This window comes from Streptomyces sp. NBC_00443 (assembly GCF_036014175.1).
Lineage (GTDB): Bacteria > Actinomycetota > Actinomycetes > Streptomycetales > Streptomycetaceae > Streptomyces.
The window spans coordinates 1,712,483-1,734,793 of record NZ_CP107917.1 but is presented as its reverse complement, the minus strand read 5'-3'; the positions used below and the strand labels follow the sequence as shown (position 1 = coordinate 1,734,793).

Sequence of the window (22,311 nt, the reverse complement as noted above, 5' to 3'; positions counted from 1 at the left end):
CCGTCCAGGGCCCGCCGCCCCCGTGCCGACGGGCCCCGTGTGAGAGGAATGTGCCCGCGGCAGCGGGGGGTTGAAGCCTCCCGGAGCTTGTTCAGAGGTTGATCTGAGGGTTTCGTAGCCGGCGTACGCCCGATGGCGTACGGGGCCGTCTACGGCTCGTGGTGTTCCGACAGCCCGGGCCAGTCGTCGGGGCCGCCGCCCTGCCAGTCGATGAAGTCGCTCTCCGAGATGTCCGTGACATAGAGGTCGGCGAGGCGCAGGATCTCGCTGACGTCGTCCACGTGCGTGGCGATGCCCAGCGTCTCGTCGCCCTCGGTGACCCGCCGGGAGCCGTCCAGGGCCGGCGGATGGACCACGACGTGCGGATGTTCGGTCGGGTGTGCTGCCATGCCTTCAGACTCCTGCGGCCGGGCCGGATCCGCACCCCGGAATGCGCCGGGGAACGCCGAAGAGCGCCGGGCACGGGACCGTCCGTGCCCGGCGCTCTTCGGCCGGTGAGATATCCGGTTGTGGCCGTCCGACGGTGCGAGGCTGGGCGCGACAGGACGTTCGCGCCGCCGGACGGGGTCTGGAGGGGTTCGGGACCGCGGCGGTTGCGACGGAACCGGGTGCTCCTTCCTCAGGTCGAAGAAGGAGACCGGAACCTTTACCACCGCACTGGCTCGCACACCGCCGCGGTCCTCGTGTTGCCCGCGTCCGGGCCGGGCGACCACCCCTCATCCGGGTCGCTCGGCTTCTCTGCGGGCGTTGCGTCCGCCTCATGACCTCCCGTCAGGAGACGGACGCAGCCTTGGGGTTCAGTCCTCGCGCAGGGCGCGGACCGCTTCCTCCACGCGCTTGCCGTAATCCGGGTCGGCGGCGTGGAAGTGGGCCAGGTTCTTCTCGATCACGTCGTCGAGGGAGACCTGGGACAGGCCACCGGCTATGTTCGCGATCAGGCGGGACTTCTCCTCGGCGGACATCAGGCGGTACAGCTCGCCGGCCTGGAAGAAGTGGTCGTCCTTGGTGTGGAGAGGCGCCTCGTGGGTGCCCGTGTGGCCGTTCACCGCGAGCGGGGCCGACAGCGGGCGGCCGGTCTCGACCGGGCCGTCGTAGGAGTTCGGCTCGTAGTTCTTCGCCCCGCGGCCCTGGGAGTTGGTCGCCATGAGGCCGTCGCGGCCGTAGTTCTGCGCGGTCGTCGCCTTCGGGGCGTTCACGGCCAGCAGGGTGTGGTTGACTCCCAGACGGTAGCGGTGGGCGTCCGCGTAGGCGAACAGGCGGCCCTGGAGCATCTTGTCGGGGGAGGGGCCGATGCCCGGGACGAAGTTGTTCGGGGAGAACGCGGCCTGCTCGACCTCGGCGAAGACGTTGTCCGGGTTGCGGTCCAGGACCAGCCGGCCCACGCGCTGCAGCGGGTAGTCCTTGTGCGGCCACACCTTGGTGAGGTCGAACGGGTTGAAGCGGTAGTCGGCCGCCTCCGCCGCCGGCATGAGCTGGACGTAGAGCGTCCACGACGGGTGCACGCCCCGCTCGATGGCCTGGAGCAGGTCCGTCTGGTGCGAGTTGGCGTCCTTGCCGACGAGCTCGGCGCCCTGTTCGGCGCTCAGGCAGCGGATGCCCTGGTTCGTCTTGAAGTGGTACTTGACGAAGAAGGCCTCGCCCTCGGCGTTCGTCCACTGGTAGGTGTGCGAGCCGTAGCCGTTCATGTGGCGGTACGACGCCGGGATGCCGCGGTCGCCCATCAGCCAGGTCACCTGGTGCGTGGCCTCGGGGGCGTGTGCCCAGAAGTCCCAGACGTTGTCCGGCTCCTGGCGGCCGGTGAACGGGTCGCGCTTCTGCGAGTGGATGAAGTCGGGGAACTTGACCGGGTCCTTGATGAAGAACACCGGGGTGTTGTTTCCGACGAGGTCGTAATTGCCCTCGGCCGTATAGAACTTGACCGCGAAACCGCGCGGGTCGCGCACCGCGTCCGCACCGCCGAGGCTGTCGGCCACGGTCGAGAAGCGCAGGAACACCTCGGTCCGCTTGCCCACCGCGCTCAGGAAGTCGGCGTGGGTGAAGCCGGTGACGTCGTCGGTCACCTCGAAGTGGCCGTACGCGCCGGAGCCACGGGCGTGCACCACGCGCTCCGGAATGCGCTCGCGGTTGAAGCGCGCCAGCTTCTCCAGCAGGTGCTGGTCCTGGAGCAGGAGCGGGCCGCCGACGCCGGCGGAGGCTGAGTTCTGGTTGTCGGCGACCGGGGCGCCGGACTCGGTGGTGAGCACGCGCTTCGACATCGTGGACCTTCCGTGCGGGTGTCAGCGGAAAACTGTTTCCGCTTTGTGGAGCCTAGAAGTGGGGCGAACGGGCGTCAACAGTTTGTTGAACGGAATCAACGGTTTGCTGAAGGTGATTCCGGGCCGCGGCGACGCCTGGGCGCGACAGGACAGGTGTCAGCGGCGCCGCGGCCCGGAAGTGTGGGGCAGGCCCGGATCAGACCTGGGCGCCGGACAGGCGCTCCACGGCCCGCAGCAGGGCCGAGTGGTCCAGCCCGCCGTCGCCCTGCGCACGCAGGGACGCGACCAGCTGGGCGACCACGGCACCGACCGGAAGGGCGGCGCCGACGTTGCGGGCGGCGTCCGTCACGATGCCCATGTCCTTGTGGTGCAGGTCGATACGGAAGCCGGGCTTGAAGTCCCGGTTCAGGAAGTTGTCCTTCTTCCGCGTCAGCACGGTGGAGCCCGCGAGGCCGCCGTTGAGGACGTCCAGTGCGGCCTGCAGGTCCACGCCGGACTTCTCCAGGAAGACCACGGCCTCGGCGCACGCCTGGATGTTCACGGCGACGATCAGCTGGTTGGCGGCCTTCACGGTCTGACCCGAGCCGTGCGGACCGCACAGCACGATGGTCTTGCCGAGCGCATCGAGGATCGGCTTCGCGGCGTCGAAATCGGCCTGCTCGCCACCGACCATGATCGACAGTACCGCCTCGATGGCGCCGGCCTCACCGCCGGACACGGGGGCGTCCAGCACGCGGATGCCCTTGTCCTTGGCCGCCTTCGCCAGGTCGACCGAGGTCTGCGGGGTGATCGAGGACATGTCGATCAGCAGCGCGCCGGACTTCGCGTTCTCCAGGATTCCGGCGGGGCCGTAGGAGATGGCCTCGACCTGCGGGGAGGCCGGCACCATCGTGATGATGACGTCGGCGTCCCGCACGGCCTCGGCGATCGAACCGGCGACCGTGCCGCCGGCGGCGGCCAGGCGGTCCAGCTTGTCCTGCTCCAGGGTGAAGCCGGTGACGTCGTAACCCGCCTTGATCAGGTTCTCGGACATGGGGGAGCCCATGATGCCGAGGCCGATCCAGGCGATCGCGGGGCGGGTCGGGTGGGAAGAGTCTGCGAGGTTGCTCATGATTGGGGGTGCCTCTCAAATACGGGGGTGTGTTCAGCGGGCGGCGCGCGCTTCGCGGGGCAGCCAGCCGAAGGCCTCCGCGCTGGGGCGGTCGCCCGGCTTGTACTCCAAGCCGACCCAGCCCTCGTAGCCCGCCTTCGTCAGCTGGTCCAGCAGCTCCTCCAGCGGCAGCGTCCCCGTGCCCGGGGCGCCGCGGCCCGGGTTGTCGGCGATCTGCACATGGCCGGTCTTCGAGGCGTACTGCTCGATCACCGACGGCAGGTCCTCGCCGTTCATGGACAGGTGGTACAGGTCCATGAGGAACTTCGTGTTGCCCAGGCCCGTGGCCTCGTTGACCCGGTCGACGATCCCGACCGCGGCCGGCGCGCTGACCAGCGGGTACAGCGGCGACTCCGGCTGGTTCAGTGCCTCGACGAGGAGAATCGCGCCGATCCGGTCGGCCGCCCGCGCCGCGAGGACCAGGTTCTCCAGCGCGAGCGCGTCCTGCTCGGCCGGGTCCACGCCCTCGACGCGGTTGCCGTACAGGGCGTTGAGCGCCCGGCAGCCGAGGGAGGCGGCGAAGTCCGCCGCCACGTCGATGTTCGCGCGGAACCTCTCCGACTCCTCGCCCGGGACCGACAGGGCGCCACGGTCGGGGCCGGGCAGCTGACCGGCGTAGAAGTTCAGGCCGGTGAGCTGGACGCCCGCGTCCTCGATCGCCTTCTTCAGGGCGTCGAGCTCGGACTGCTCGGGGGTGGGGAGTCGACCCAGGGCCACCACAGCTCGACCGCGGTGAAGCCGGCCGCGGCGGCGGCCGCCGGGCGCTCCAGGAGCGGGAGTTCTGTGAAGAGGATCGACAGGTTGACGTTGAAGCGCTGCTCTGCGGCTGTGTCCAAGGCAAAACCTGGCATGTCGCCGACGCTCCCTTCCGTTGTCGAGATTCCGTATTGCGGAAGATGTTTTCTGTCTAATGGAAGATTGCCGCCGGGTGTCGAAGCTTGTCAAGAGGGGTCGGCGGAAAGCGTCACCGCGCGTTAGGTTGACCGCGTGCGATTGAGAGTGGAGTTCACGACCGAGCCCTTCGACCTCGACGAGGCACCCGCGCATGCGCTGGCGGCCCGCGAGGTCATCGAGGCGGCCGAGCTCGACGAGGTGGACGTCGGCCCGTTCGGGAACACGGCGGAGGGCGGTGCCGACACCGTGCTCACCGCCGTGGACGCCCTGCTGCGCAAGAGCCTGGAGGCCGGTGCCACCCGGATCTCGCTCCAGGTCAATGTGGTCGGGGAGGGCGACGCGTGACCGGCACCGGGGACGAGCCCTTCATTGCGGCCGTGAAGCCGCTGGTCGACGCCATGGGCGGCGAGATTCTCCCGCCCGACGAGGCGGGCCCCGAGGATGTCGTGCTCTCCTGGGAGGGCGCCGACGTCGTCGCCGTGCGCCTGCCCCAGCTGGCCGACTCGCTGGATCACATCCTGGTCGCCATGGAGCGCAGGAAGGGCAAGCCGCTGGCCGACCTGGACCGCAAGGCCAAGCAGGAGGTCGTACGGATACTCGAGGCGCGCGGCGCCTTCTCCGTACGGCATGGGGTGGAGACCGTGGCGAGCGCGCTCGGGGTGAGTCGCTTCACGGTCTACAACTACCTGAACCGGGAGAAGAACCCCTGAGCGGCCCGAATCGGGAGAAGTGCCCCTGAGGCGGCCCGCCCGGTTTCGTTACCGCGAATTTTCAACAAAGTGTTGACGTCTCGTCGTCGTAGGGCGTTAGCTAACGGCACGCCCGTTCAGTACGAAGGCCCTTCGCGGCCACGGAGGCTCCCGTGACGTCGAATTCCACGCCCCCGGGCCTGGCCCGGTTCAACGCCCTGGAGGAGCACGCGGCCCACGCCGCTCTCCACGAGGCGTGCGCCTCCACGGCCTGGGCGAACCGGCTGCTGGGCGCCCGCCCGTACACCACCGCCGACGATCTCTACGCCGCCAGTGACGCCGCCATGGCCGAGCTGAGTGCGCGGGACCTCGCCGAGGCGATGGCCGGGCACCCGCCCATCGGCCGCCCCAAGCCCGGCGACCCGACCTCGTCCCGGGAACAGCGCGGCATGGCCGGCGCCTCCGAGGAACTCAAGGCGGAGATGCTGGAACTGAACCTCGCCTACCAGGAGAAGTTCGGCCACGTCTTCCTGATCTGTGCCACCGGCCGGACCGGCGCGCAGATGCGCGACGCGGTCAAGGAGCGGATCGGCAACTCGCCGGAGCAGGAGCGGGAGATCGTCCGCACCGAGCTGGGCAAGATCAACCGTATCCGGCTCGCCCGTCTCGTCGACGAAGACTGATCTTCGAGGAAGACCGAAGAGGACGCCTGACCATGAGCACCAGCACCACCGCCTCCGTGTCCACCCACATCCTGGACACCAGCATCGGCCGCCCCGCCGAGGCCGTCGCCGTCCAGCTCGCGGCCCGCATCGGCCGCGGCGCGGACTGGCAGACGCTCGGCGGCTCGGCGACCGACGCGGACGGGCGGTGCAAGGACCTGCCGGCGCTGCCGGAGGGCACCACACACGTACGGCTCGACTTCGCGGTGGAGCCGTATTTCGAGAAGAAGCAAGCCGATGCGCAGCAGGACGCCCCCGCGAATCGGGACAGCGGTGCCGTGTTCTTCCCCGAGGTGGCGATCACCTTCGCCGTGAAGCCCGGGGAGCATTACCACGTGCCGCTGCTGCTCAACCCGTTCGGCTACTCCGTTTACCGAGGGAGCTAGCAGACATGCCCACGATCCTGGGACAGAACCAGTACGGCAAGGCCGAGAACCGAGTCGTAAAGATCACGCGGGACGGCGCCACCCACCACATCAAGGACCTGAACGTATCCGTGGCGCTCTCCGGCGACATGGACGAGGTCCACTACTCCGGCTCGAACGCCAATGTCCTGCCGACCGACACCACCAAGAACACGGTGTACGCGTTCGCCAAGGAGTACGGCATCGAGTCGGCCGAGCAGTTCGGCATCCACCTCGCCCGCCACTTCGTCACCTCGCAGGAGCCGATCCAGCAGGCCCGGATCCGCATCGAGGAGTACGCCTGGGAGCGGATCGAGGCCTCCGACGCCAACTCGCAGTTCATCGGCTCCGACGAGGTCAAGCACTCCTTCGTCCGCCAGGGCCAGGAGACGCGGGTCACGCAGATCACCTACGACGGCGAGAAGTGGGAGGTCGTCTCCGGCCTCAAGGACCTCGTCGTGATGAACTCGACCAACTCCGAGTTCTGGGGCTACGTCAAGGACAAGTACACGACGCTCAAGGAGGCCTACGACCGCATCCTGGCCACCCAGGTCTCCGGCCGCTGGCGCTTCAACTGGACCGACGACGAGCAGCGGATGCCCAACTGGGAGAAGTCCTACGAGCAGACCAGGAAGCACATGCTCCAGGCCTTCGCCGAGACCTACTCGCTCTCGCTTCAGCAGACCCTGTACCAAATGGGTTCGCGGATCATCAACAACCGCAGCGAGATCGACGAGGTCCGCTTCTCCCTCCCGAACAAGCACCACTTCCTGGTGGACCTGGAGCCGTTCGGGCTGAAGAACGACAACGAGGTGTACTACGCCGCCGACCGCCCCTACGGCCTGATCGAGGCCACCATCCTGCGGGACGGCTGCGAGCCGAAGATACCGGTGGACCTCACCAACCTGTAAGCCAGCAACTCCATTTCGGCACCCGCGGCCGGAGGAGCGAGCCTGTGAGGCTCCCCGGCCGCGGTACTCAAATCACCCTGGGTCCTGCCGTGCCCTCTCCACTCAGCACACCTCGTCGAAAAGGGACGAATCATGGCAGCAGCCCAGCGCATCGTCATCGAGAACTGTTCGATCGCGACGGTGGACGCGAACGACACCGAGTACGCCACGGGCCACCTCGTCATCGCGGACAACCGCATCGAATCGCTCGGCGCGGGCAAGGCACCCGAGGGCCTGGAGAACGTCGTACGCCGCATCGACGCCACCGGGCACCTGGTCACTCCCGGCCTGGTCAACACCCACCACCACTTCTACCAGTGGATCACGCGGGGCCTGGCCACGGACCACAACCTCTTCAACTGGCTCGTCGCCCTCTACCCGACGTGGGCGCGCATCGACGAGCAGATGGTGCGCTCCGCCGCGCAGGGCTCGCTGGCGATGATGGCCCGCGGCGGCGTGACCACCGCCATGGACCACCACTACGTCTACCCGCAGGGCTCCGGCGACCTCTCCGGCGCCATCATCGGCGCAGCCCGTGACATGGGGGTGCGCTTCACCCTCGCCCGCGGCTCCATGGACCGCAGTGAGAAGGACGGCGGACTGCCGCCGGACTTCGCCGTCGAGACCCTCGAAGGCGCGCTGGCCGCGACCGAGGAGACCGTCAAGCAGCACCACGACTCCTCCTTCGACGCGATGACCCAGGTCGCCGTCGCCCCCTGCTCCCCGTTCTCCATCTCCACCGAGCTGCTCAAGCAGGGCGGCGAGCTGGCCCGCCGGCTCGGCGTGCGCATGCACACCCACGGCTCGGAGACCGTGGAGGAGGAGAAGTTCTGCCACGAGCTGTTCGGCATGGGCCCGACCGACTACTTCGAGTCCACCGGCTGGCTCGGCGAGGACGTGTGGATGGCGCACTGCGTCCACATGAACGACTCCGACATCGCCGCCTTCGCCCGGACGAAGACCGGTGTCGCCCACTGCCCGTCCTCCAACGCCCGCCTCGCCGCCGGTATCGCCCGCGTCCCCGACATGCTGGCGGCCGGCGTCCCGGTCGGCCTCGGCGTCGACGGCACCGCGTCCAACGAGTCCGGCGAGCTGCACACCGAACTGCGCAACGCCCTGCTCATCAACCGCCTCGGCGCCCACCGCGAGGCCGCCCTGAACGCCCGGCAGGTCCTGCGGCTCGGGACGTACGGCGGTGCCCAGGTCCTCGGCCGCGCCGCCGAGATCGGCTCGCTGGAGCCGGGCAAGCTGGCCGACCTCGTGCTGTGGAAGCTGGACACGCTCGCCCACGCCTCCATCGCCGACCCGGTGACCGCGCTGGTCTTCGGCGCGGCCGCCCCGGTGACGGCGTCGTTCGTGAACGGCCGCCAGATCGTGGAGGACGGACGCCTGCGCACGGCCGACGAGGACGCGATCGCCCGCTCGACCCGCGAAGAGGCACAGCGCCTGGCGAGGATCGCCGCGCAGGCCTGATCAGTTGAAGATCTCCGGTCGGGAGGGACGGCTCCCGACCGGTAGCCGTGGACCCGAGCGGGGTCCATGGCGGCCGTCTCCGGGGCGCACGCCCATGCGTGCGCCCCGGAACGGTCACCGTTTCCCCAAAACGGGCCCGTCCCCGGTCCCGCACGACCGCGCACCACCTCCCTGAAACCCACGTCAGAGCCGCCGTGTAACCGACCGGAGGAGAGCCGCAGTGTCCGCCAAGTCCGTTCATCCAGTCGACGAGAAACTCCCCGCCCTGAAAATGGCGACGACCGGCCTGCAGCATGTGGCCGCCATGTACGCGGGAGTGGTCGCCCCACCCCTGATCGTCGGCGCGGCCATAGGCCTCTCCGCGACCGATCTGACCTTCCTCACCGGCGCCTGTCTGTTCACCGCGGGCCTCGCCACCTTCCTCCAGACCCTCGGGATATGGAAGATCGGCGCCCGGCTGCCGTTCGTCAACGGCGTCACCTTCGCCGGCGTCGCCCCCATGACCGCGATCGTCGCCTCCACCGAGGACAAGTCCGACGCCCTGCCGGTCATCTTCGGCGCGGTGATCGTCGCCGGCCTGCTCGGCTTCCTCGCCGCCCCCTTCTTCAGCAAGGCGGTGCGCTTCTTCCCGCCGGTCGTGACGGGTACGGTCATCACCCTGATCGGCATCTCGCTGCTCCCCGTCGCCTTCGGCTGGTCGCAGGGCCCCAACCCGGCCGCCGACGACTACGGTTCGGCGACGAACCTGGGCCTGGCGGGCGGGACCCTGCTGATCGTCCTGCTCCTGCGCCGCTTCACCACGGGCTTCGTCAAGCAGATCGCGGTCCTGCTCGGCCTGGTGGCGGGCACGCTGATCGCGATCCCGTTCGGCGTCACCGACTTCGGGCCCGTCACGGACGCGGCCGTCATCGGCTTCCCGACCCCGTTCCACTTCGGTGCCCCGCAGTTCCAGCTCGCCGCGATCATCTCGCTGTGCGTGGTGATGGTGGTGTCGATGACCGAATCGACCGCCGACATGCTGGCGTTGGGTGAGATCGTCGACCGCCCGGCCGACGAGAAGACCATCGCGGCGGGCCTGCGCGCCGACACCCTCGGCTCGGCGATAAGCCCGCTCTTCAACGGCTTCATGTGCAGCGCCTTCGCCCAGAACATCGGCCTGGTCGCGATGACGAAGATCCGCAGCCGGTACGTCGTCGCCGCGGGCGGCGGCTTCCTGGTCCTGATGGGCCTGTGCCCGATGGCCGCGTCGCTCATCGCGGTCGTACCGCGCCCGGTGCTCGGCGGTGCGGGCGTGGTCCTGTTCGGTTCGGTGGCGGCCAGCGGCATCCAGACCCTGGTCCGGGCCGGCCTGGACCGGGACAACAACGTCCTGATCGTCGCCGTCTCCCTGGCCGTCGGCATCGTCCCCATCACGGCGCCTGAGTTCTACCACGCCTTCCCGGAGACGGCGCGGATCGTCCTCGACTCCGGCATCTCGACGGGCTGTGTGGCGGCGGTGGCGCTCAACCTCGTCTTCAACCACCTCGGCAGGGGCCGCGACGCGCAGGACGTCACCCACCCCATGGAGGCAGGAGAGGAGATCACCGGGGCGACCCGGGCGCCGGCCACGCCATGAGGTACGACGCCGGGTGGCCCGCCCTGGCGGAACTCCGGGAGTCCTGCCAGGGCGAGCCATGTCACTGTGCCGGATCAGCGGGTGAAGGTCACCCGGTTCTCCTTCAGGGAACCGCAGTTGGAGCCGGTCACCTGTACGTACACGTTCTTGATGTGGCCGCCCCAGTCGACGCAGTGGCCCTTGCCGGTGACGTAGGTCGGTCCGGCGTACGACGTGAAGGTGCCGTTGTCCTCGTGGAACTCCTCGGTGTCGGGGACGTAGATCCACGCGGACATGTCCTGGGCGGTGCCCGGGTTCTTGCGGATGGTCACGACGCAGTTCTCGCCGTTGGAGGCGTTGTACGTCAGGTAGACGGTGCCCAGCGTGCCGACGGGCGCCGAGTTCACGGTCTTGTAGGCGCTTCCGCAGACCTTCTGCGGGGTGGTGTTGGGCGCCGCGGAGGCGGGTGCGGCCAGGGCGGCCGTGCTCCCCACCATCAGGGCCGCCACCGCGGCGCCAGACAGGATAGAACGGGTGAATCGCATATTTCCCCCTGGTAACCATTGGAGTTGGTTGCTCCTGCATGATGTGACCCACGGGGTATCCGAATGGTTGTGCTCAGTTCTGCCGCGTTCGCAGCGCGGCCGCCGCCAGTACCAGTGCGCCCGCCGCGATCAACATCCCTACCTGGAAAGCCAGTTGATAACCCGCTGCCGTCGCGGCCACCAGTTCCGTACCGCGCTCGCGCAGGCCTTCGGTGCGGCTCGCGGCCAGGACCGAGAGCACCGCCAGGCCCAGCGAACCGCCCACCACCTGCGTGGTGTTGAACAGTCCGGACGCCAGCCCCGTGTCCTCCTCGCGGGCCCCCGACATCGCGAGCCCGGTCAGCGCGGGCATCGCCGCGGCGAAGCCGGTGGCGAGCAGAAGCAGCGGCGGGAGTACGTCGGTGAGGTACGAGCCGTCGACCGGCGCGCGGCTCAGCAGCGCCATGCCCGCGACGATGAGGACCAGCCCCGCCAGCAGGACCCGGTAGGCCCCGTAGCGGCCGACGGTCCGCGCCGACAGGCCCAGCATCAGCACGCCGATGGCGATCGGCGCCGGCAGGAACGCCGTACCGGTGAGCAACTCGCCGTAACCCAGGACGCGTTGTAGGTACAGCGCGCCGATGAACTGGAAGCCGTACATCGTCGCGATCATCAGGATCTGCACGGCGTTCGCGCCGCTCAGCAGCCGGGAGCCGAACAGGCGCAGCCGCAGCAGCGGACGCGCCGCCCACGCCTGACGGAGCGTGAACGCCACGAACAGGGCGAGGGCCAGGGCGGCCAGGAGCAGAGTGGCGGTCAGGTCGCGCTCACCGGCGCCGACGATGACGTACACCGTGAGCATCAGCGCGCCGGTGACCAGCGCCGCGCCCGGGTAGTCGGCGCCCCTGCCGAGCCCGGCGCCGCGGTCCGGCTCCAGCACCCGTAGCGCCGCGAGCCATGCCAAGATCCCGATCGGCAGGTTGATCAGGAAGATCCAGTGCCAGTTCAGGGCCTCGGTCAGCGCCCCGCCGAGGAACGTGCCGAGCGCTCCGCCCGCCGCGCCGACCGCGCTGAACACCGCGATGGCGCGGGCCTGTTCGTGTGGCTCGGGGAACAGCGCCACCAGCATGCCCAGCACCACGGCCGAGGTCATCGCCCCGCCCACGCCCTGCAGTGCGCGCGCCGCGATCAGCACGCCCTGCTCGGTCGCCACCCCGCACAGCACGGAGGCGGCGGTGAACACGGCGAGCCCCGCGGTGAACATCCGTTTGCGGCCGACCAGGTCGCCGAGCCGGCCCGCCAGCAGCAGCAACCCGCCGAAGGGGATCAGGTAGGCGTTGACGACCCAGGCGAGGCCCGGCCCCGAGAAGCCGAGGTCGCTCTGGATGGCGGGCATGGCGACCGTGACGATGTTGCCGTCCAGGATCGTCATCAGCGTCCCCGCGCACAGGACGACGAGGGACGCCCAGCGGGAGTACGTTCGGTGTGGTGTCCGCGTCGGGGACCCGACGATGGCCGTCATGGCGGTCCTGCCTCCGGATTCTCCAATGGTGCACGACTTGTAACGGGGTACATCGTGAGTGACCATTGGAGAGCGGCATAAGGAGGCAGTCCGATGTCCCAGAGGAACACGGGTGTAACCGTCGAGGCAGTGAACGCGCACGCGTGCCCGGTCCGCGAGGTTCTTGACAGGGTCTCCGGGAAGTGGAGCGTTCAGATCCTCGTCGCCGCCGCGCACGGACCCATTCGCTTCACCGAGCTGGAGCGCAGCATCGAGGGCATCAGCCGCCGGATGCTGACCCTCACGCTGCGCAATCTGGAGCGCGACGGCCTCGTCACCCGCACCGTCCATCCGACGGTGCCGCCGAAGGTGGAATACGAACTGACGCCGGTGGCGCGGGAGTTGTACGAGACCCTGCAACGCCTGACCGACTGGGCCGAGCGGAACCGGGTCTACATCGCCGAGTCCCGTGCCACCTACGACGAGGAGCACACGACGGAGCCGGTGTGACCGGAGTCCGAAGGTGTGGCTAGAGCCCGAACAGGCTCGGGTCCGACGCCAGCTCCTTGAAGACCTCGTCGGGACGGGCGACCAGCCTGCGCTCCTGGAGGTCCAGGATTCCGCCGACCGCCGTGATCTCGGCCGCCACCGTGCCGTCGGTCTTGCGGATGGTCTGCTCGATGGTGAACGTCTTGCCACCGCCCCAGGTGAAGGCGCACGTCACTTCGACCTCGTCGCCCGCGAGCAGCTCGCGCTTGTAGCGGATGGTCGTCTCCAGAGCCACCGGTCCCACGCCCTTGGAGGTGAGCCCGGTCTGGCTGATACCGGCCGCATGCAGCAGCGCCCAGCGGGCGTGTTCCGCATAGTTCAGGTACACCGCCTGATTGAGGTGTCCCTGCACATCCGTCTCGTACCCTCGGACGGTCACCGGAACGGAAAACTGCTCGGTCACGACTTCCCTTTCGCCTGCGATCCCTGATCGTTCCGATCCTGGCATGTGCCCTCTACATGCGTCTTGGGGATGCCAGTAGATATCGCGCTCTTGTGCGAGGCTCGGTGTACTCGCCGACCTGCCATCCCGCCTCCTCCAGTGTGGCCGCGCACTCCCGCAGGCGCGTGGCATCGGGCTCGCGCACGGCGACCGCCTCGGGTTGTGGAGTGGCCCGCACCCGGTAGCCCTCCCCGGAGTCCCCCTCGCCAGGACGGTGCCCGGCGGCCTCCAGGGCGAGCGCGGCGGCCTGCACCAGATGCGTACGCTCCCATGCGCACGGCCGGTCCGTCGCCCCGTCCGGATTGGTCATCCGGCGCAGCTCCAGCAGGCCCTGCCACGCGCCCCGTACCTCACGCAGCCGCGCCGGCCCCGTCCTCGGGGCGTCCTCCTCGCCGCCGATCCGCGCCGCGAACACATCGCCGGCCGCGGCGGCCGGGGGCTCCGCAAGCGCCGTCGGCTCGGAGGGCTCCGTCTCCCGTATCCGATGCCCTGCCGACGTCAGGAAGTGATCGTGCGGCGGCCGCGGGTGCCGGAAGGCGAGCCCCCGCTTCACCAGCGCCGCGAGCTGGGCCTCCGTACCCCTCAGTCGTCCGGTGACGGGGTCCGCGGCATCGATGACATGCCGCTGGGCGGCGGTCGGCGGTCGCGTCACGGCGTGCTCCTTCCCGGGCGCTGGGGTGCCGACCCGGCCTCCGGGCACGGCGTCGGTCCCCTCCAGGCGGGGACCGGCCCATCCGCTGGGAAGGCTACGACCCGGGTCTGACATTCCACCCGGCGATCACGGGCCGACCGTGCTCCGTACCCAGCCGGCACAGGGTCCCCGTCGCCAGCTGGAACAGCGCCCCGTCCGCCGCCGGCAGCCCGAGCCGCCGGGCCGTGAGCACCCGCAGGAAGTGACCGTGCGCCACGAGCACCACGCACCCCTCGGTGTTGGCGAAGGCGGCGTCCACCTTGGCCAGCATCCGGTCGGCGCGCTCCCCGACCTGCTCCGGACTCTCCCCTGGACGGTCGGGCGGCCCCGGCGCGACCCCGTCCGTGAACAGGAACCACCCCGGCCGCTCGCGCTGGATCTCGACGGTCGTGATGCCCTCGTAGCCGCCGTAGTCCCACTCCCGCAGATCGGCGTCGACCCGCACGTCGTGCAGTCCGATCAGCTCGGCGGTCTCCCGCGCCCGTTGTGACGGGCTGACGAACGCCGCCCCGATCCGGTGCGAGCGGATCATCGGCACCAGCCGCCGCGCCTCCTCCCGCCCGTGCTCGGTGAGCGGTACGTCCGTCCGGCCCGTGTGCCGCCCGGACAGCGACCAAGCGGTCTCGCCGTGCCGGACGAGAAAGAGATCACTCATGGGTCACAGGCTAAGAGCCCACCGCTCCAACTCCGCGAAGTCCCGCTCACACAGCCCCTTGCGCGCGTCGACCGGCACGAGCAGCGCGGCCGCGTCATGGTGGGCTGCGACATGCCGTACGTCCAGGTCGGTGATCATGTCGTCGACCCAGACGAAGGGCCGCCCCGCCGCCCATGCGACCACGTGCCGGGTCTTCCAGTACAGCCCGTCCGGATCCGTCCCGAACAGCTCGGGCCACTCGATGACCGGCAGATCACGCGGCAGCCCGATCACCGGCCCGATCATCTCGTTGGCCTGGTGCTGCCAGGTGGTGGCCCACGCCAGCTCGTACGGCAGCGCCAGCAGCCGCTCCCCGTGCCCCGGATGCAGGCGCACCTTCAGTCCCCGGCGCAACCGCCGGGACCCCGGCCGCTGCCGGGCGGACCAGTTGGCGGGGTGCAGCCGGCACGTCACGTAGCCGCGATGGCGGAGGTACGGGGCGCGGAACGGGTTGAGCGGACCATCCACGTCCAGGAGCAGCAGAGGGCGGGTACTCATGCCCCGGTTCTACCCACCCTGGACGCTCAGGTCTGCCGATACCCGGTCAGGAACCGCCCGATCCGCCCGATCGCCGCCTCCAGGTCGTCCGCGTACGGCAGCGTCAGGATCCGGAAGTGATCGGGGGCCGGCCAGTTGAAACCCGTGCCCTGCACGACCTGGATCTTCTCCCGCAGCAGGAGGTCCAGGACGAACTTCTCGTCGTCATGGATCTTGTAGACCTTGGGGTCGAGGCGCGGAAAGGCGTACAGCGAGCCCTTCGGCTTCACGCACGACACGCCGGGGATCTCGTTGAGCTTCTCCCAGGCCACGTTGCGCTGCTCGTACAGCCGCCCGCCCGGCACGGTCAGTTCGCGGATGGACTGGCGGCCACCGAGCGCGGCCTGGATGGCGTACTGGGCGGGCGCGTTGGCGCACAGCCGCATGGAGGCCAGCATCGTCAGGCCCTCCAGATAGTCCTTCGCGTGCTGTCTCGGGCCGGTGACGACGAGCCAGCCGGAACGGAATCCCGCCACCCGGTACGTCTTGGACAGGCCGCAGAAGGTGAGGACCACCAGGTCGGGGGCGAGGGTCGCGACCGAGTGGTGCACGGCGTCGTCGTAGAGGATCTGGTCGTAGATCTCGTCGGCGAAGACCATCAGGCCGTGGCGGCGGGCGAGGTCGAGGATGCCCTCCAGGATCTCCTTGGGGTATACCGCGCCGGTCGGGTTGTTCGGGTTGATGATGACCACGGCCCGCGTGCGGTCCGTGATCTTCGACGCCATGTCGTCCAGGTCCGGGTACCAGTCGGCCTGCTCGTCGCACAGGTAGTGCACGGCCTTGCCGCCGGCGAGGGTCGTCACCGCCGTCCAGAGGGGGAAGTCCGGGGCGGGGATGAGGATCTCGTCGCCGTCCTCGACCAGTGCCTGTACGGCCATGGAGACCAGCTCGGACACGCCGTTGCCGAGGAAGACGTCGTCGACGCCGACCTCCAGACCGAGCGTCTGGTAGCGCTGGGCCACGGCCCGGCGGGCGGAGAGGATGCCGCGCGAGTCGGTGTAGCCGTGCGCCTGGGGGAGCATCCGGATCATGTCCTGGATGATCTCTTCCGGCGCCTCGAAGCCGAAGAGCGCGGGGTTGCCGGTGTTCAGGCGCAGCACGCTGTGGCCCGCCTCCTCCAGCGCGTTCGCGTGCTCGATCACCGGGCCGCGGATCTCGTAACAGACCTCGCTCAGCTTGCTCGACTGCCGGAACTCCATGCGCGCTCGCCCCTCCGGTTTCGTGTGTTGCTTGGTTTTACCAAGTTCGAGCTTGGAAAGTCCAACAACATGTCTAGACTGCGTCGCATGTCACCTCGCCGAAGCTACGACCAGTACTGTTCCGCCGCCCGCGCGCTCGACGTCGTCGGCGACCGCTGGACCCTGCTGATCGTCCGGGAGCTGCTGGCCGGCCCGCGGCGCTACACCGACCTGCACGCCGACCTGCCGGGCGTGAGCACGGACGTACTCGCGTCGCGGCTGAAGGACATGGAACGGGACGGCATCAGCACGCGACGCAAGCTCCCCCCGCCGGGAGCGGCGTACGTGTACGAACTCACCTCACGAGGGCGGGAGTTGTTGCCCGTCCTCCAGGCGCTGGGGGAGTGGGGGCAGCCCGAACTCGGCGAGCGAAGGCCCACGGACGCCGTGCGCGCGCACTGGTTCGCGCTGCCTCTGCTGCGCTCGTTGGAGGGCGAAGGGCTCGTCGAAGTCCGCCTGGAGGAGGGGGACTTCCACCTGTACGTCGGCGCCGAGGAGGGGCCGGTGTACGGGGACGGGCCCGCTCCCGGTGAACCCGACGCGCGACTGGTCCTGGACTCCGGGACGTGCGAGGCGGTCGCGCGGGGGGAGTTGAGTGTCGCGGATGCCGTACGGGGCGGCCGTATCGAGGTGAGCGGGGACGGGACCGTGGCCAAGGCCCTGCTCGACATCTGACAGCGCAAGGCCCGCCGTACGGTCATGTACGGCGGGCCTCGTCGGTGCTGTGACGGACCGTCAGGCGCCCGGCGGCACCACCCGCGACGGCCGTCCCGGCCCGCGCGTCAGCGTGTATCCGGCGACACCCGCGAGCGCGGCCAGCGCCCCGCCGATCGCCGTCCACACCCAGCGGTCGGACCACCAGCCGGAAGCCCAGCCGTCCTCGGGCTCGATGCTGGACAGCGCGGCCGACGTGGACGAACTCTCCTCGTCCTCCTGCGACTTGACGGCGACCCCGGGCACGAGCGGCTCCGCCAGCGCCCCGTCGACCGCAGCCGAACCGCCGATGTCCTTGGAGTCGACCCGGACCTCGGTGCCGACCGGCAGACCGAGGTCGGAGGTGGGCACGTCCACGACCGTCAGGCGGATGTAGTACGTGCCCGGCAGCGGGTCATTGGCCCAGGGCTCCGACCAGCCGCGGACGGTGCGCAGGACGCAGGTCAGCTCGACCGTGCTCGTGTTCGCCGCCGCGGTGCGCGTCTGTGCTCCGTACTGGCAGGCCTGACGGCGGCGCAGGCCGTCGTACACGTCGATCTGCCAGGTCCCGGCGGCGTGCGTGTCGGGCAGCTTCACCGTCGCCTTGACGGTGGGGCGCAGGCCGGCGTCCGCGGGGAACGACCAGTACAGGTAGTCGCCCGTGGAGGCGCTCGCGGTGGCCGTCTGGCCCTGCTCGATCTCGGTCGCCGTACGGAAGGAGGTTCCCGCCCGGGTCGGCGCGCCGCCGTCCTCCGAGGCGCTGGGGGAGGGAGAGGCGTCGGCCACCGCGGGGGTGACCGCCAGCCCGAGCATGAGCAGGGAAACGCTCAACACACGTGTGATCCGCATCAGTTGGTCCTCCAGACCGCGACCCGCCAGCGCGACAGCCAGCCCCAGACGAGACCGGCGAGGAAGCCGGTGAGGATCAGTGCGCCGAGCAGCCACCAGCCGCGCCCGAGCCCGAAGGAGGCCACGTCGCCCGACTGCGACGGCCCGTCCGCGACGTCGATCGTCAGCTCGAGCGGCAGTCCGGGCGTGGTCTGCACGCCGGAGCCGGCCGAGAAGGAGTGGGTGACCTGGAGGCATACGGCCTCGGCGGCCGCGGTGTCCTCGTCCTCGTCGTCGGCCTCGGCCTTCGGATAGCGCAGGCCGGTCGACATGACATCCGTACGGCCGTTGCCCGCCGACTCACCGCGTACGACTTCCCGCCCGCGCTCGGTCACCGCCCGCAGCAGCACTCCGTACGACGGGTTCACCGCCCGGTCGGCCGACACGCTCACCGAGGCGCGCAGCTCCTGGCCGGGCTCGACGTCCACCCGGTACCAGCGCTGCTGCCCGAACTCCTCGCGGTCGGTGTACAGGCCGGACTTCAGCGTGGGCGCCTTCGCACACCGGTCCGCGCCGGTCGTCGCGACCGGCGTCACCACCGGATCGGCCGCGCGGTCCACCAACTGGTTGACCTTGTCGGTGAGTTCCTCGGTGTGCTCGACCGAGGTGAACGTCCCGCCGGTCGCCTCGGCGATGCAACTGAGCTGCTGCCGCATCTTGGTGTTCGGGACCAGGCCGAGCGTGTCGATGGTCAGGCCGATGCCCTTGGCGGCGATCTCCCGGGCCACCTCGCACGGGTCGAGCGGGGCGCAGGTGTCCTCGCCGTCGCTGATCAGCACGATCCTCTTGGAGCCCTCGCCGCCGTCGAGGTCGTCGGCCGCCTTGAGCAGCGCGGGACCGATGGGCGTCCAGCCGGTCGGCGTGAGGGTCGCCACCGCCGTCTTGGCCTCGGTGCGGTCCAGCGGGCCGACCGGGTAGAGCTGCGCGGTGTCCTTGCAGCCCGTCTTGCGGTCGTCGCCCGGGTAGTTGGCGCCGAGCGTGCGGATGCCGAGCTGGACCTCTTCGGGCGTCGCGTCCAGCACCTCGTTGAAGGCCTGCTTCGCCGCGGCCATCCGGGACTGGCCGTCGATGTCCCTGGCCCGCATCGAGCCGCTCACGTCGAGGACGAGATCGACCTTCGGCGCCAACGCGCTGGTCTCATCGGCAACCGCCCCGGCCGGGAACGCCATCCCGGCCGCGAGCGCGGCGAGCAGGGCGCAGGCCCCGGTCGCCAGCCGTGTTCTTGTGATCATCGGCGGATCTTATTGATCAGAGGTGTCCCGCTTCAAACGAGGTCGGAACGGGGGTCAGAACACCTCGGTGACCAGCGGATTGGGCAGCTCCGCCCATTGGTCTCCGGGCGTCCCGGGCGACAGCCGCATCAGCGTCAGCGCCTTCGTCGGCAGCGGCTCGTGGCGCAGCGCGGCGAGGTCCTCGGTGGCCGGCAGATCGCGTACGACCGCCTCCAGCGCCCCGCGCAACGCCGCGCCCGAGCCCGCCGTGCCCGCCAGCGCCCCGGCCACCAGCGAGCCGAACAGCTTGCGGCGCAGGGTCGGCACGTCATCCGTGACGATCCGGCCGGTCAGCTCGGGCAGCGGGATGCCGTGCCGGGCCAGCCGGGCCGGGCTGACGCGGATGTCGGCGAGGTCGCGGTAGACCAGCCGCACCGGGGAACCGCTCGCGGACAGCACCACCAGCAGGTTCTGACCGTGCGCCTCCAGCGCGACCCCCAGCTCCAGCAGCCGCAGCCCCACGGTGAGGGTGAGACGCGTGAACTCGGCCAGCCACACGGGCGATTCGGGCAGCCCGGTGGTGGCCAGCGCGGCCACCGGCACGACCCGCTCGCCGGACCCCGCGTACTCCTGCGGCGACTCACGCAACACCGCCGCCAGGTCGGGGGAGTCGGCCGTGGCGGCCCCCAGCGTGCGGGTGACGTGGAGCAGCCCGTCCATGCGTGCGGCCAGATCCGAAGCGAAGTCCGACAGCGTGGCCGACATGCCGATGGAGTACGCCGAGATGTCCCGCACCGACGACGTGAGGCGTGCGCTGAGCGCGGTCTTCACGTGCGGTCCGCCGGGGAGGGCGAGGGTGCGCAGGGACATCAGCGGGTGCGCCGCGACCCCGTCGCCGTAGGGGTCGTAGGGGCGCTTGAGCACATGCTCCGCCTGCCACGGATGCACCGGGATCAGCAGCCGCTCCCCGTCCCGCATCCGCTGCGGCCAGTCGCCCGTCAGCAGGCACTCCGCCGCCCGCACCGGCACCAGCCCCAACGTCACCACCGGCCCGTGCTCGGGCGCGTACGCCAGCTGCTCGGCAACGGAGAAGCCTGGCCGGGAACGGCAGTTGGGATGGAACGGATGCCCGTCGACCACCCGCTGCTCCCACTCCCAGTCGCGCGACGGCCACTCCTTCGAGTGAGCGCCCTGCCCGGCCCGCGCCAGCGCCAACGAGGCGACACTGTGGCCGAGTTCGGCCGCGAACGACGCACCGTGCGGTACGGAGGGGTCGGTCAGCAACCTGGCCGGATCGTCGTACGGCGTCTCGTCGAGGTGCACGGCGGTGACGTACGCGGCGGTGCCGTACGGGTCGGCATGCGGGCCGTGCAGCCGGCGCCCGTCCGAGAGGCGCAGGGTGAGGCCCTCACGGCCGCGCTGATGGCGGACCACCCAGGGCAATGGCTCGTACGCCAGCGCACGCCACAGCCGGGTCAGCACGGCCGCCCGGGCCCCGGGCAGCTCGGCGGCGTACCGCGACGCGAGTTCGGGGCGTACGTCGGCCAGTTCGGCCGCTACCTCGGTCTCGGCGCTGGGGGGACGATGCACGGGCGGACTCCTCGGGTACGAGTAGGACGTCGGGGCAGATGCCGACGACAGACATACTGATCGTCTTCCCGCAGGAACGGACCGCAGAGAAGTAGAGAACGAGTGGATCGCGTGCATCTCAACCCTCCGCCCGCCGCCGACGTCGCGGAACGCGCCGACGCCCACTCCGTCGCGCCCCTGCTCAACTGCCTGCTGCGCGAGGTGGCCGAACCGCACCCGGCCCCGGGGAGCGAGCGGCGGGTGTACCGGCTGCGCGGGTCGGGCCGCCTGCTGCGCGTCCTCGGTGGGCGGCGGCCGGCCGAGCCCGAGGTGCGGGCGGACGGAGCCTGGCAGCGCATAGGGCACGCCGAACTCGTCAAGCTGGTCGCCGACGAGCTGCGCCACCACACCGGTCTGTCCAACCACGAACTGCCTGCCGAGATGATCGACAGCCGGGCCGCGCTGGCCGCGCTGCTCACCGCACGCGCGCGTGCGACACCGCCGGCGGACCCCTACCTCCGCTCCGAGCAGTGCCTGCTCACCGGCCACCCCCACCACCCCGCCCCCAAAGCGCGCGGCGGCGGCCCGGTCGCGGCCTGGCTGCCCTACGCCCCCGAGGCGCACGCCCGCTTCCCGCTGACGCTGCTCGGCCTGCGCGAGGACGCCGTCGTCGAGGAGGGCGACACCTCTGCCCTGGACGCCTTCGGCGAGGCGCCGCCCGGTTACCGGCTGCTGCCCGCGCACCCCTGGCAGCTGGACCTGGTCGGCCGGGAGCTCGCGGACGCGTTCGCGGACGGCAGGCTCGTGAGGCTGGGCACGACCGGCTTCGACGCCTGGCCGACGGCCGCGATCCGCACGCTGTACGTCCCCGAGCACACGCCCGGGGGCGACCTCTTCCTGAAGTTCAGCCTCGACGTGCGCATCACCAACGACATCCGCCGGCTGTGGCGCCACGACCTGCTGAAACTCCGCAGGACCGATGCGGCCGCGTCCCGCGCGTTCGCGACGGGCCCCGCGGCCTGGCTCTCCGACCGCGGCTACCGCACCGCCGACTTCGCGTTCGAGGAACTGGCGGTCCTCGTGCGTGACGGCTTCCACGGCCACCTGCTGCCCGGTGCCACTCCGATCCTCGCCGCGGGCCTGGTGGAGGGCTTCGAAGGCGGCACGCTCGGCGACACGGACTGGTGGGAGGCGTACCTGCGCGCAGTCGTACCGCCCGCCCTCGCGGCCTTCGCCGACCACGGCGTCGTACTGGAGGCCCACCTGCAGAACACGCTCGTCGCCGTCGACAGCGAAGGCATCCCGGTGCAGGCCCTGTTCCGGGACGCCGAGGGCGTGAAGCTGCTCCCCGAGGTGTCCCGTGAGGCCGGCTGGGAACGGCTGGTCTACACGCTCGTCGTGAATCACCTGTGCGAGCTCGCTGCCGCCCTCGCCGAGCGTCACCCCGGCCTCGACCCCTGGCCCGCCGTCCGCCGCGAACTGGCCCGCCACGACCTTCCCGAGATCCCGGCCCTGCTGTCGGCCCCCACCCTCCCAGGCAAGACGAACCTGCTGCTGCGCTGGACGGGCGCCGATGGCGCCGCCGCCCGGTATCTGCCCCTTCCGAACCCGTTGGCCGGGTGAGCGCTGACATACCCTGGCGG

At 70.4% G+C, this 22,311-nt stretch carries 23 protein-coding genes and 1 pseudogene; 10 read left to right on the top strand and 14 right to left on the bottom strand.

Annotation, left to right across the window (positions count from 1 at the left end):
* Nucleotides 1–149: 149 nt before the first annotated feature.
* From OHO27_RS07865 to OHO27_RS07850, 4 genes and pseudogenes are all read right to left on the bottom strand, one after another.
* Nucleotides 150–389, bottom strand: coding sequence for a hypothetical protein (locus OHO27_RS07865; protein WP_328421648.1), 240 nt, complete (start codon nt 387–389; stop codon nt 150–152).
* Nucleotides 390–797: 408 nt separating this feature from the next.
* Nucleotides 798–2,255, bottom strand: a complete 1,458-nt coding sequence (locus OHO27_RS07860; RefSeq protein WP_328421646.1) for a catalase — start codon at nt 2,253–2,255, stop codon at nt 798–800.
* 196 nt (nt 2,256–2,451) lie between these two features.
* Nucleotides 2,452–3,366 carry a 2-hydroxy-3-oxopropionate reductase gene (locus tag OHO27_RS07855; protein WP_328421644.1) on the bottom strand — a complete coding sequence of 305 codons (915 nt, stop codon included), beginning with the start codon at nt 3,364–3,366 and terminating at the stop codon, nt 2,452–2,454.
* A gap of 33 nt (nt 3,367–3,399) precedes the next feature.
* Nucleotides 3,400–4,256, bottom strand: a pseudogene (locus OHO27_RS07850) (TIM barrel protein).
* Between the two features lie 136 nt (nt 4,257–4,392).
* Here OHO27_RS07850 and OHO27_RS07845 point away from each other — a divergent pair.
* The 7 genes from OHO27_RS07845 to OHO27_RS07815 all read left to right on the top strand — a co-directional run bounded on the left by OHO27_RS07845 (nt 4,393) and on the right by OHO27_RS07815 (nt 10,152).
* A complete protein-coding gene (locus OHO27_RS07845) occupies nt 4,393–4,644 on the top strand; it encodes a hypothetical protein (RefSeq protein ID WP_328421642.1) in 252 nt (83 codons plus the stop codon).
* Nucleotides 4,641–5,009, top strand: coding sequence for a helix-turn-helix domain-containing protein (locus OHO27_RS07840; RefSeq protein WP_328421640.1), 369 nt, complete (start codon nt 4,641–4,643; stop codon nt 5,007–5,009). Before OHO27_RS07845 ends, OHO27_RS07840 begins: the two co-directional genes overlap by 4 nt.
* Nucleotides 5,010–5,161: 152 nt before the next feature.
* Nucleotides 5,162–5,671, top strand: coding sequence for a 2-oxo-4-hydroxy-4-carboxy-5-ureidoimidazoline decarboxylase (gene uraD, locus OHO27_RS07835; RefSeq protein ID WP_328421638.1), 510 nt, complete (start codon nt 5,162–5,164; stop codon nt 5,669–5,671).
* Between the two features lie 32 nt (nt 5,672–5,703).
* Nucleotides 5,704–6,096 carry a hydroxyisourate hydrolase gene (gene uraH, locus OHO27_RS07830; RefSeq protein ID WP_328421636.1) on the top strand — a complete coding sequence of 131 codons (393 nt, stop codon included), beginning with the start codon at nt 5,704–5,706 and terminating at the stop codon, nt 6,094–6,096.
* A 5-nt stretch (nt 6,097–6,101) separates the two neighbouring features.
* Entirely contained in the window at nt 6,102–7,025 is a 924-nt protein-coding gene (gene pucL, locus OHO27_RS07825; protein WP_328421634.1) for a factor-independent urate hydroxylase, read from the top strand.
* A gap of 132 nt (nt 7,026–7,157) precedes the next feature.
* Complete coding sequence (locus OHO27_RS07820) at nt 7,158–8,537, top strand: 8-oxoguanine deaminase (protein ID WP_328421632.1); 1,380 nt, start codon at nt 7,158–7,160, stop codon at nt 8,535–8,537.
* Between the two features lie 220 nt (nt 8,538–8,757).
* Nucleotides 8,758–10,152 carry a nucleobase:cation symporter-2 family protein gene (locus OHO27_RS07815; RefSeq protein WP_328421630.1) on the top strand — a complete coding sequence of 465 codons (1,395 nt, stop codon included), beginning with the start codon at nt 8,758–8,760 and terminating at the stop codon, nt 10,150–10,152.
* Between the two features lie 74 nt (nt 10,153–10,226).
* Here OHO27_RS07815 and OHO27_RS07810 read toward each other — a convergent pair whose 3' ends face one another.
* Nucleotides 10,227–10,676, bottom strand: coding sequence for a spore-associated protein (locus tag OHO27_RS07810; protein WP_328421628.1), 450 nt, complete (start codon nt 10,674–10,676; stop codon nt 10,227–10,229).
* Nucleotides 10,677–10,749: 73 nt separating this feature from the next.
* Nucleotides 10,750–12,177 carry an MFS transporter gene (locus OHO27_RS07805; protein ID WP_328421626.1) on the bottom strand — a complete coding sequence of 476 codons (1,428 nt, stop codon included), beginning with the start codon at nt 12,175–12,177 and terminating at the stop codon, nt 10,750–10,752.
* Between the two features lie 93 nt (nt 12,178–12,270).
* On the opposite strand from OHO27_RS07805, the gene OHO27_RS07800 reads away from it, so the two are divergent.
* A complete protein-coding gene (locus tag OHO27_RS07800; protein ID WP_328421624.1) occupies nt 12,271–12,666 on the top strand; it encodes a winged helix-turn-helix transcriptional regulator in 396 nt (131 codons plus the stop codon).
* A gap of 19 nt (nt 12,667–12,685) precedes the next feature.
* On the opposite strand, the gene OHO27_RS07795 is transcribed toward OHO27_RS07800, so the two are convergent.
* From OHO27_RS07795 to OHO27_RS07775, 5 genes are all read right to left on the bottom strand, one after another.
* Entirely contained in the window at nt 12,686–13,108 is a 423-nt protein-coding gene (locus tag OHO27_RS07795) for an acyl-CoA thioesterase (protein WP_328421622.1), read from the bottom strand.
* Between the two features lie 52 nt (nt 13,109–13,160).
* Nucleotides 13,161–13,799 carry a hypothetical protein gene (locus OHO27_RS07790; protein WP_328421620.1) on the bottom strand — a complete coding sequence of 213 codons (639 nt, stop codon included), beginning with the start codon at nt 13,797–13,799 and terminating at the stop codon, nt 13,161–13,163.
* A 94-nt stretch (nt 13,800–13,893) separates the two neighbouring features.
* Nucleotides 13,894–14,493: a histidine phosphatase family protein gene (locus tag OHO27_RS07785; RefSeq protein ID WP_328421618.1), complete on the bottom strand. Its 600-nt coding sequence runs from the start codon at nt 14,491–14,493 to the stop codon at nt 13,894–13,896.
* A gap of 3 nt (nt 14,494–14,496) precedes the next feature.
* A complete protein-coding gene (locus OHO27_RS07780; RefSeq protein WP_328421616.1) occupies nt 14,497–15,030 on the bottom strand; it encodes an HAD domain-containing protein in 534 nt (177 codons plus the stop codon).
* 26 nt (nt 15,031–15,056) lie between these two features.
* Nucleotides 15,057–16,268 (bottom strand): pyridoxal phosphate-dependent aminotransferase, encoded by a 1,212-nt coding sequence (locus OHO27_RS07775; protein ID WP_328421613.1) that lies wholly within the window; start codon nt 16,266–16,268, stop codon nt 15,057–15,059.
* An 87-nt stretch (nt 16,269–16,355) separates the two neighbouring features.
* On the opposite strand from OHO27_RS07775, the gene OHO27_RS07770 reads away from it, so the two are divergent.
* On the top strand, nt 16,356–16,982 hold the full coding sequence (locus OHO27_RS07770) for a winged helix-turn-helix transcriptional regulator (protein ID WP_328421611.1): 627 nt from the start codon (nt 16,356–16,358) through the stop codon (nt 16,980–16,982).
* A gap of 60 nt (nt 16,983–17,042) precedes the next feature.
* Here OHO27_RS07770 and OHO27_RS07765 read toward each other — a convergent pair whose 3' ends face one another.
* Genes OHO27_RS07765 through OHO27_RS07755 form a run of 3 tightly spaced genes read right to left on the bottom strand, consistent with a single transcriptional unit; the run spans nt 17,043 to nt 20,689 of the window.
* The gene (locus tag OHO27_RS07765) at nt 17,043–17,849 is read right to left on the bottom strand and encodes a hypothetical protein (RefSeq protein ID WP_328421609.1); all 807 of its coding nucleotides are present in this window, start codon (nt 17,847–17,849) and stop codon (nt 17,043–17,045) included.
* Nucleotides 17,849–19,120 (bottom strand): VWA domain-containing protein, encoded by a 1,272-nt coding sequence (locus tag OHO27_RS07760; RefSeq protein WP_328421607.1) that lies wholly within the window; start codon nt 19,118–19,120, stop codon nt 17,849–17,851. Before OHO27_RS07760 ends, OHO27_RS07765 begins: the two co-directional genes overlap by 1 nt.
* Before the next feature lie 54 nt (nt 19,121–19,174).
* Nucleotides 19,175–20,689 (bottom strand): IucA/IucC family protein, encoded by a 1,515-nt coding sequence (locus tag OHO27_RS07755; RefSeq protein WP_328421605.1) that lies wholly within the window; start codon nt 20,687–20,689, stop codon nt 19,175–19,177.
* Nucleotides 20,690–20,791: 102 nt separating this feature from the next.
* Here OHO27_RS07755 and OHO27_RS07750 point away from each other — a divergent pair, with 102 nt between their 5' ends.
* Nucleotides 20,792–22,291: an IucA/IucC family protein gene (locus OHO27_RS07750; RefSeq protein WP_328421603.1), complete on the top strand. Its 1,500-nt coding sequence runs from the start codon at nt 20,792–20,794 to the stop codon at nt 22,289–22,291.
* The last annotated feature ends 20 nt before the right edge of the window (nt 22,292–22,311 follow it).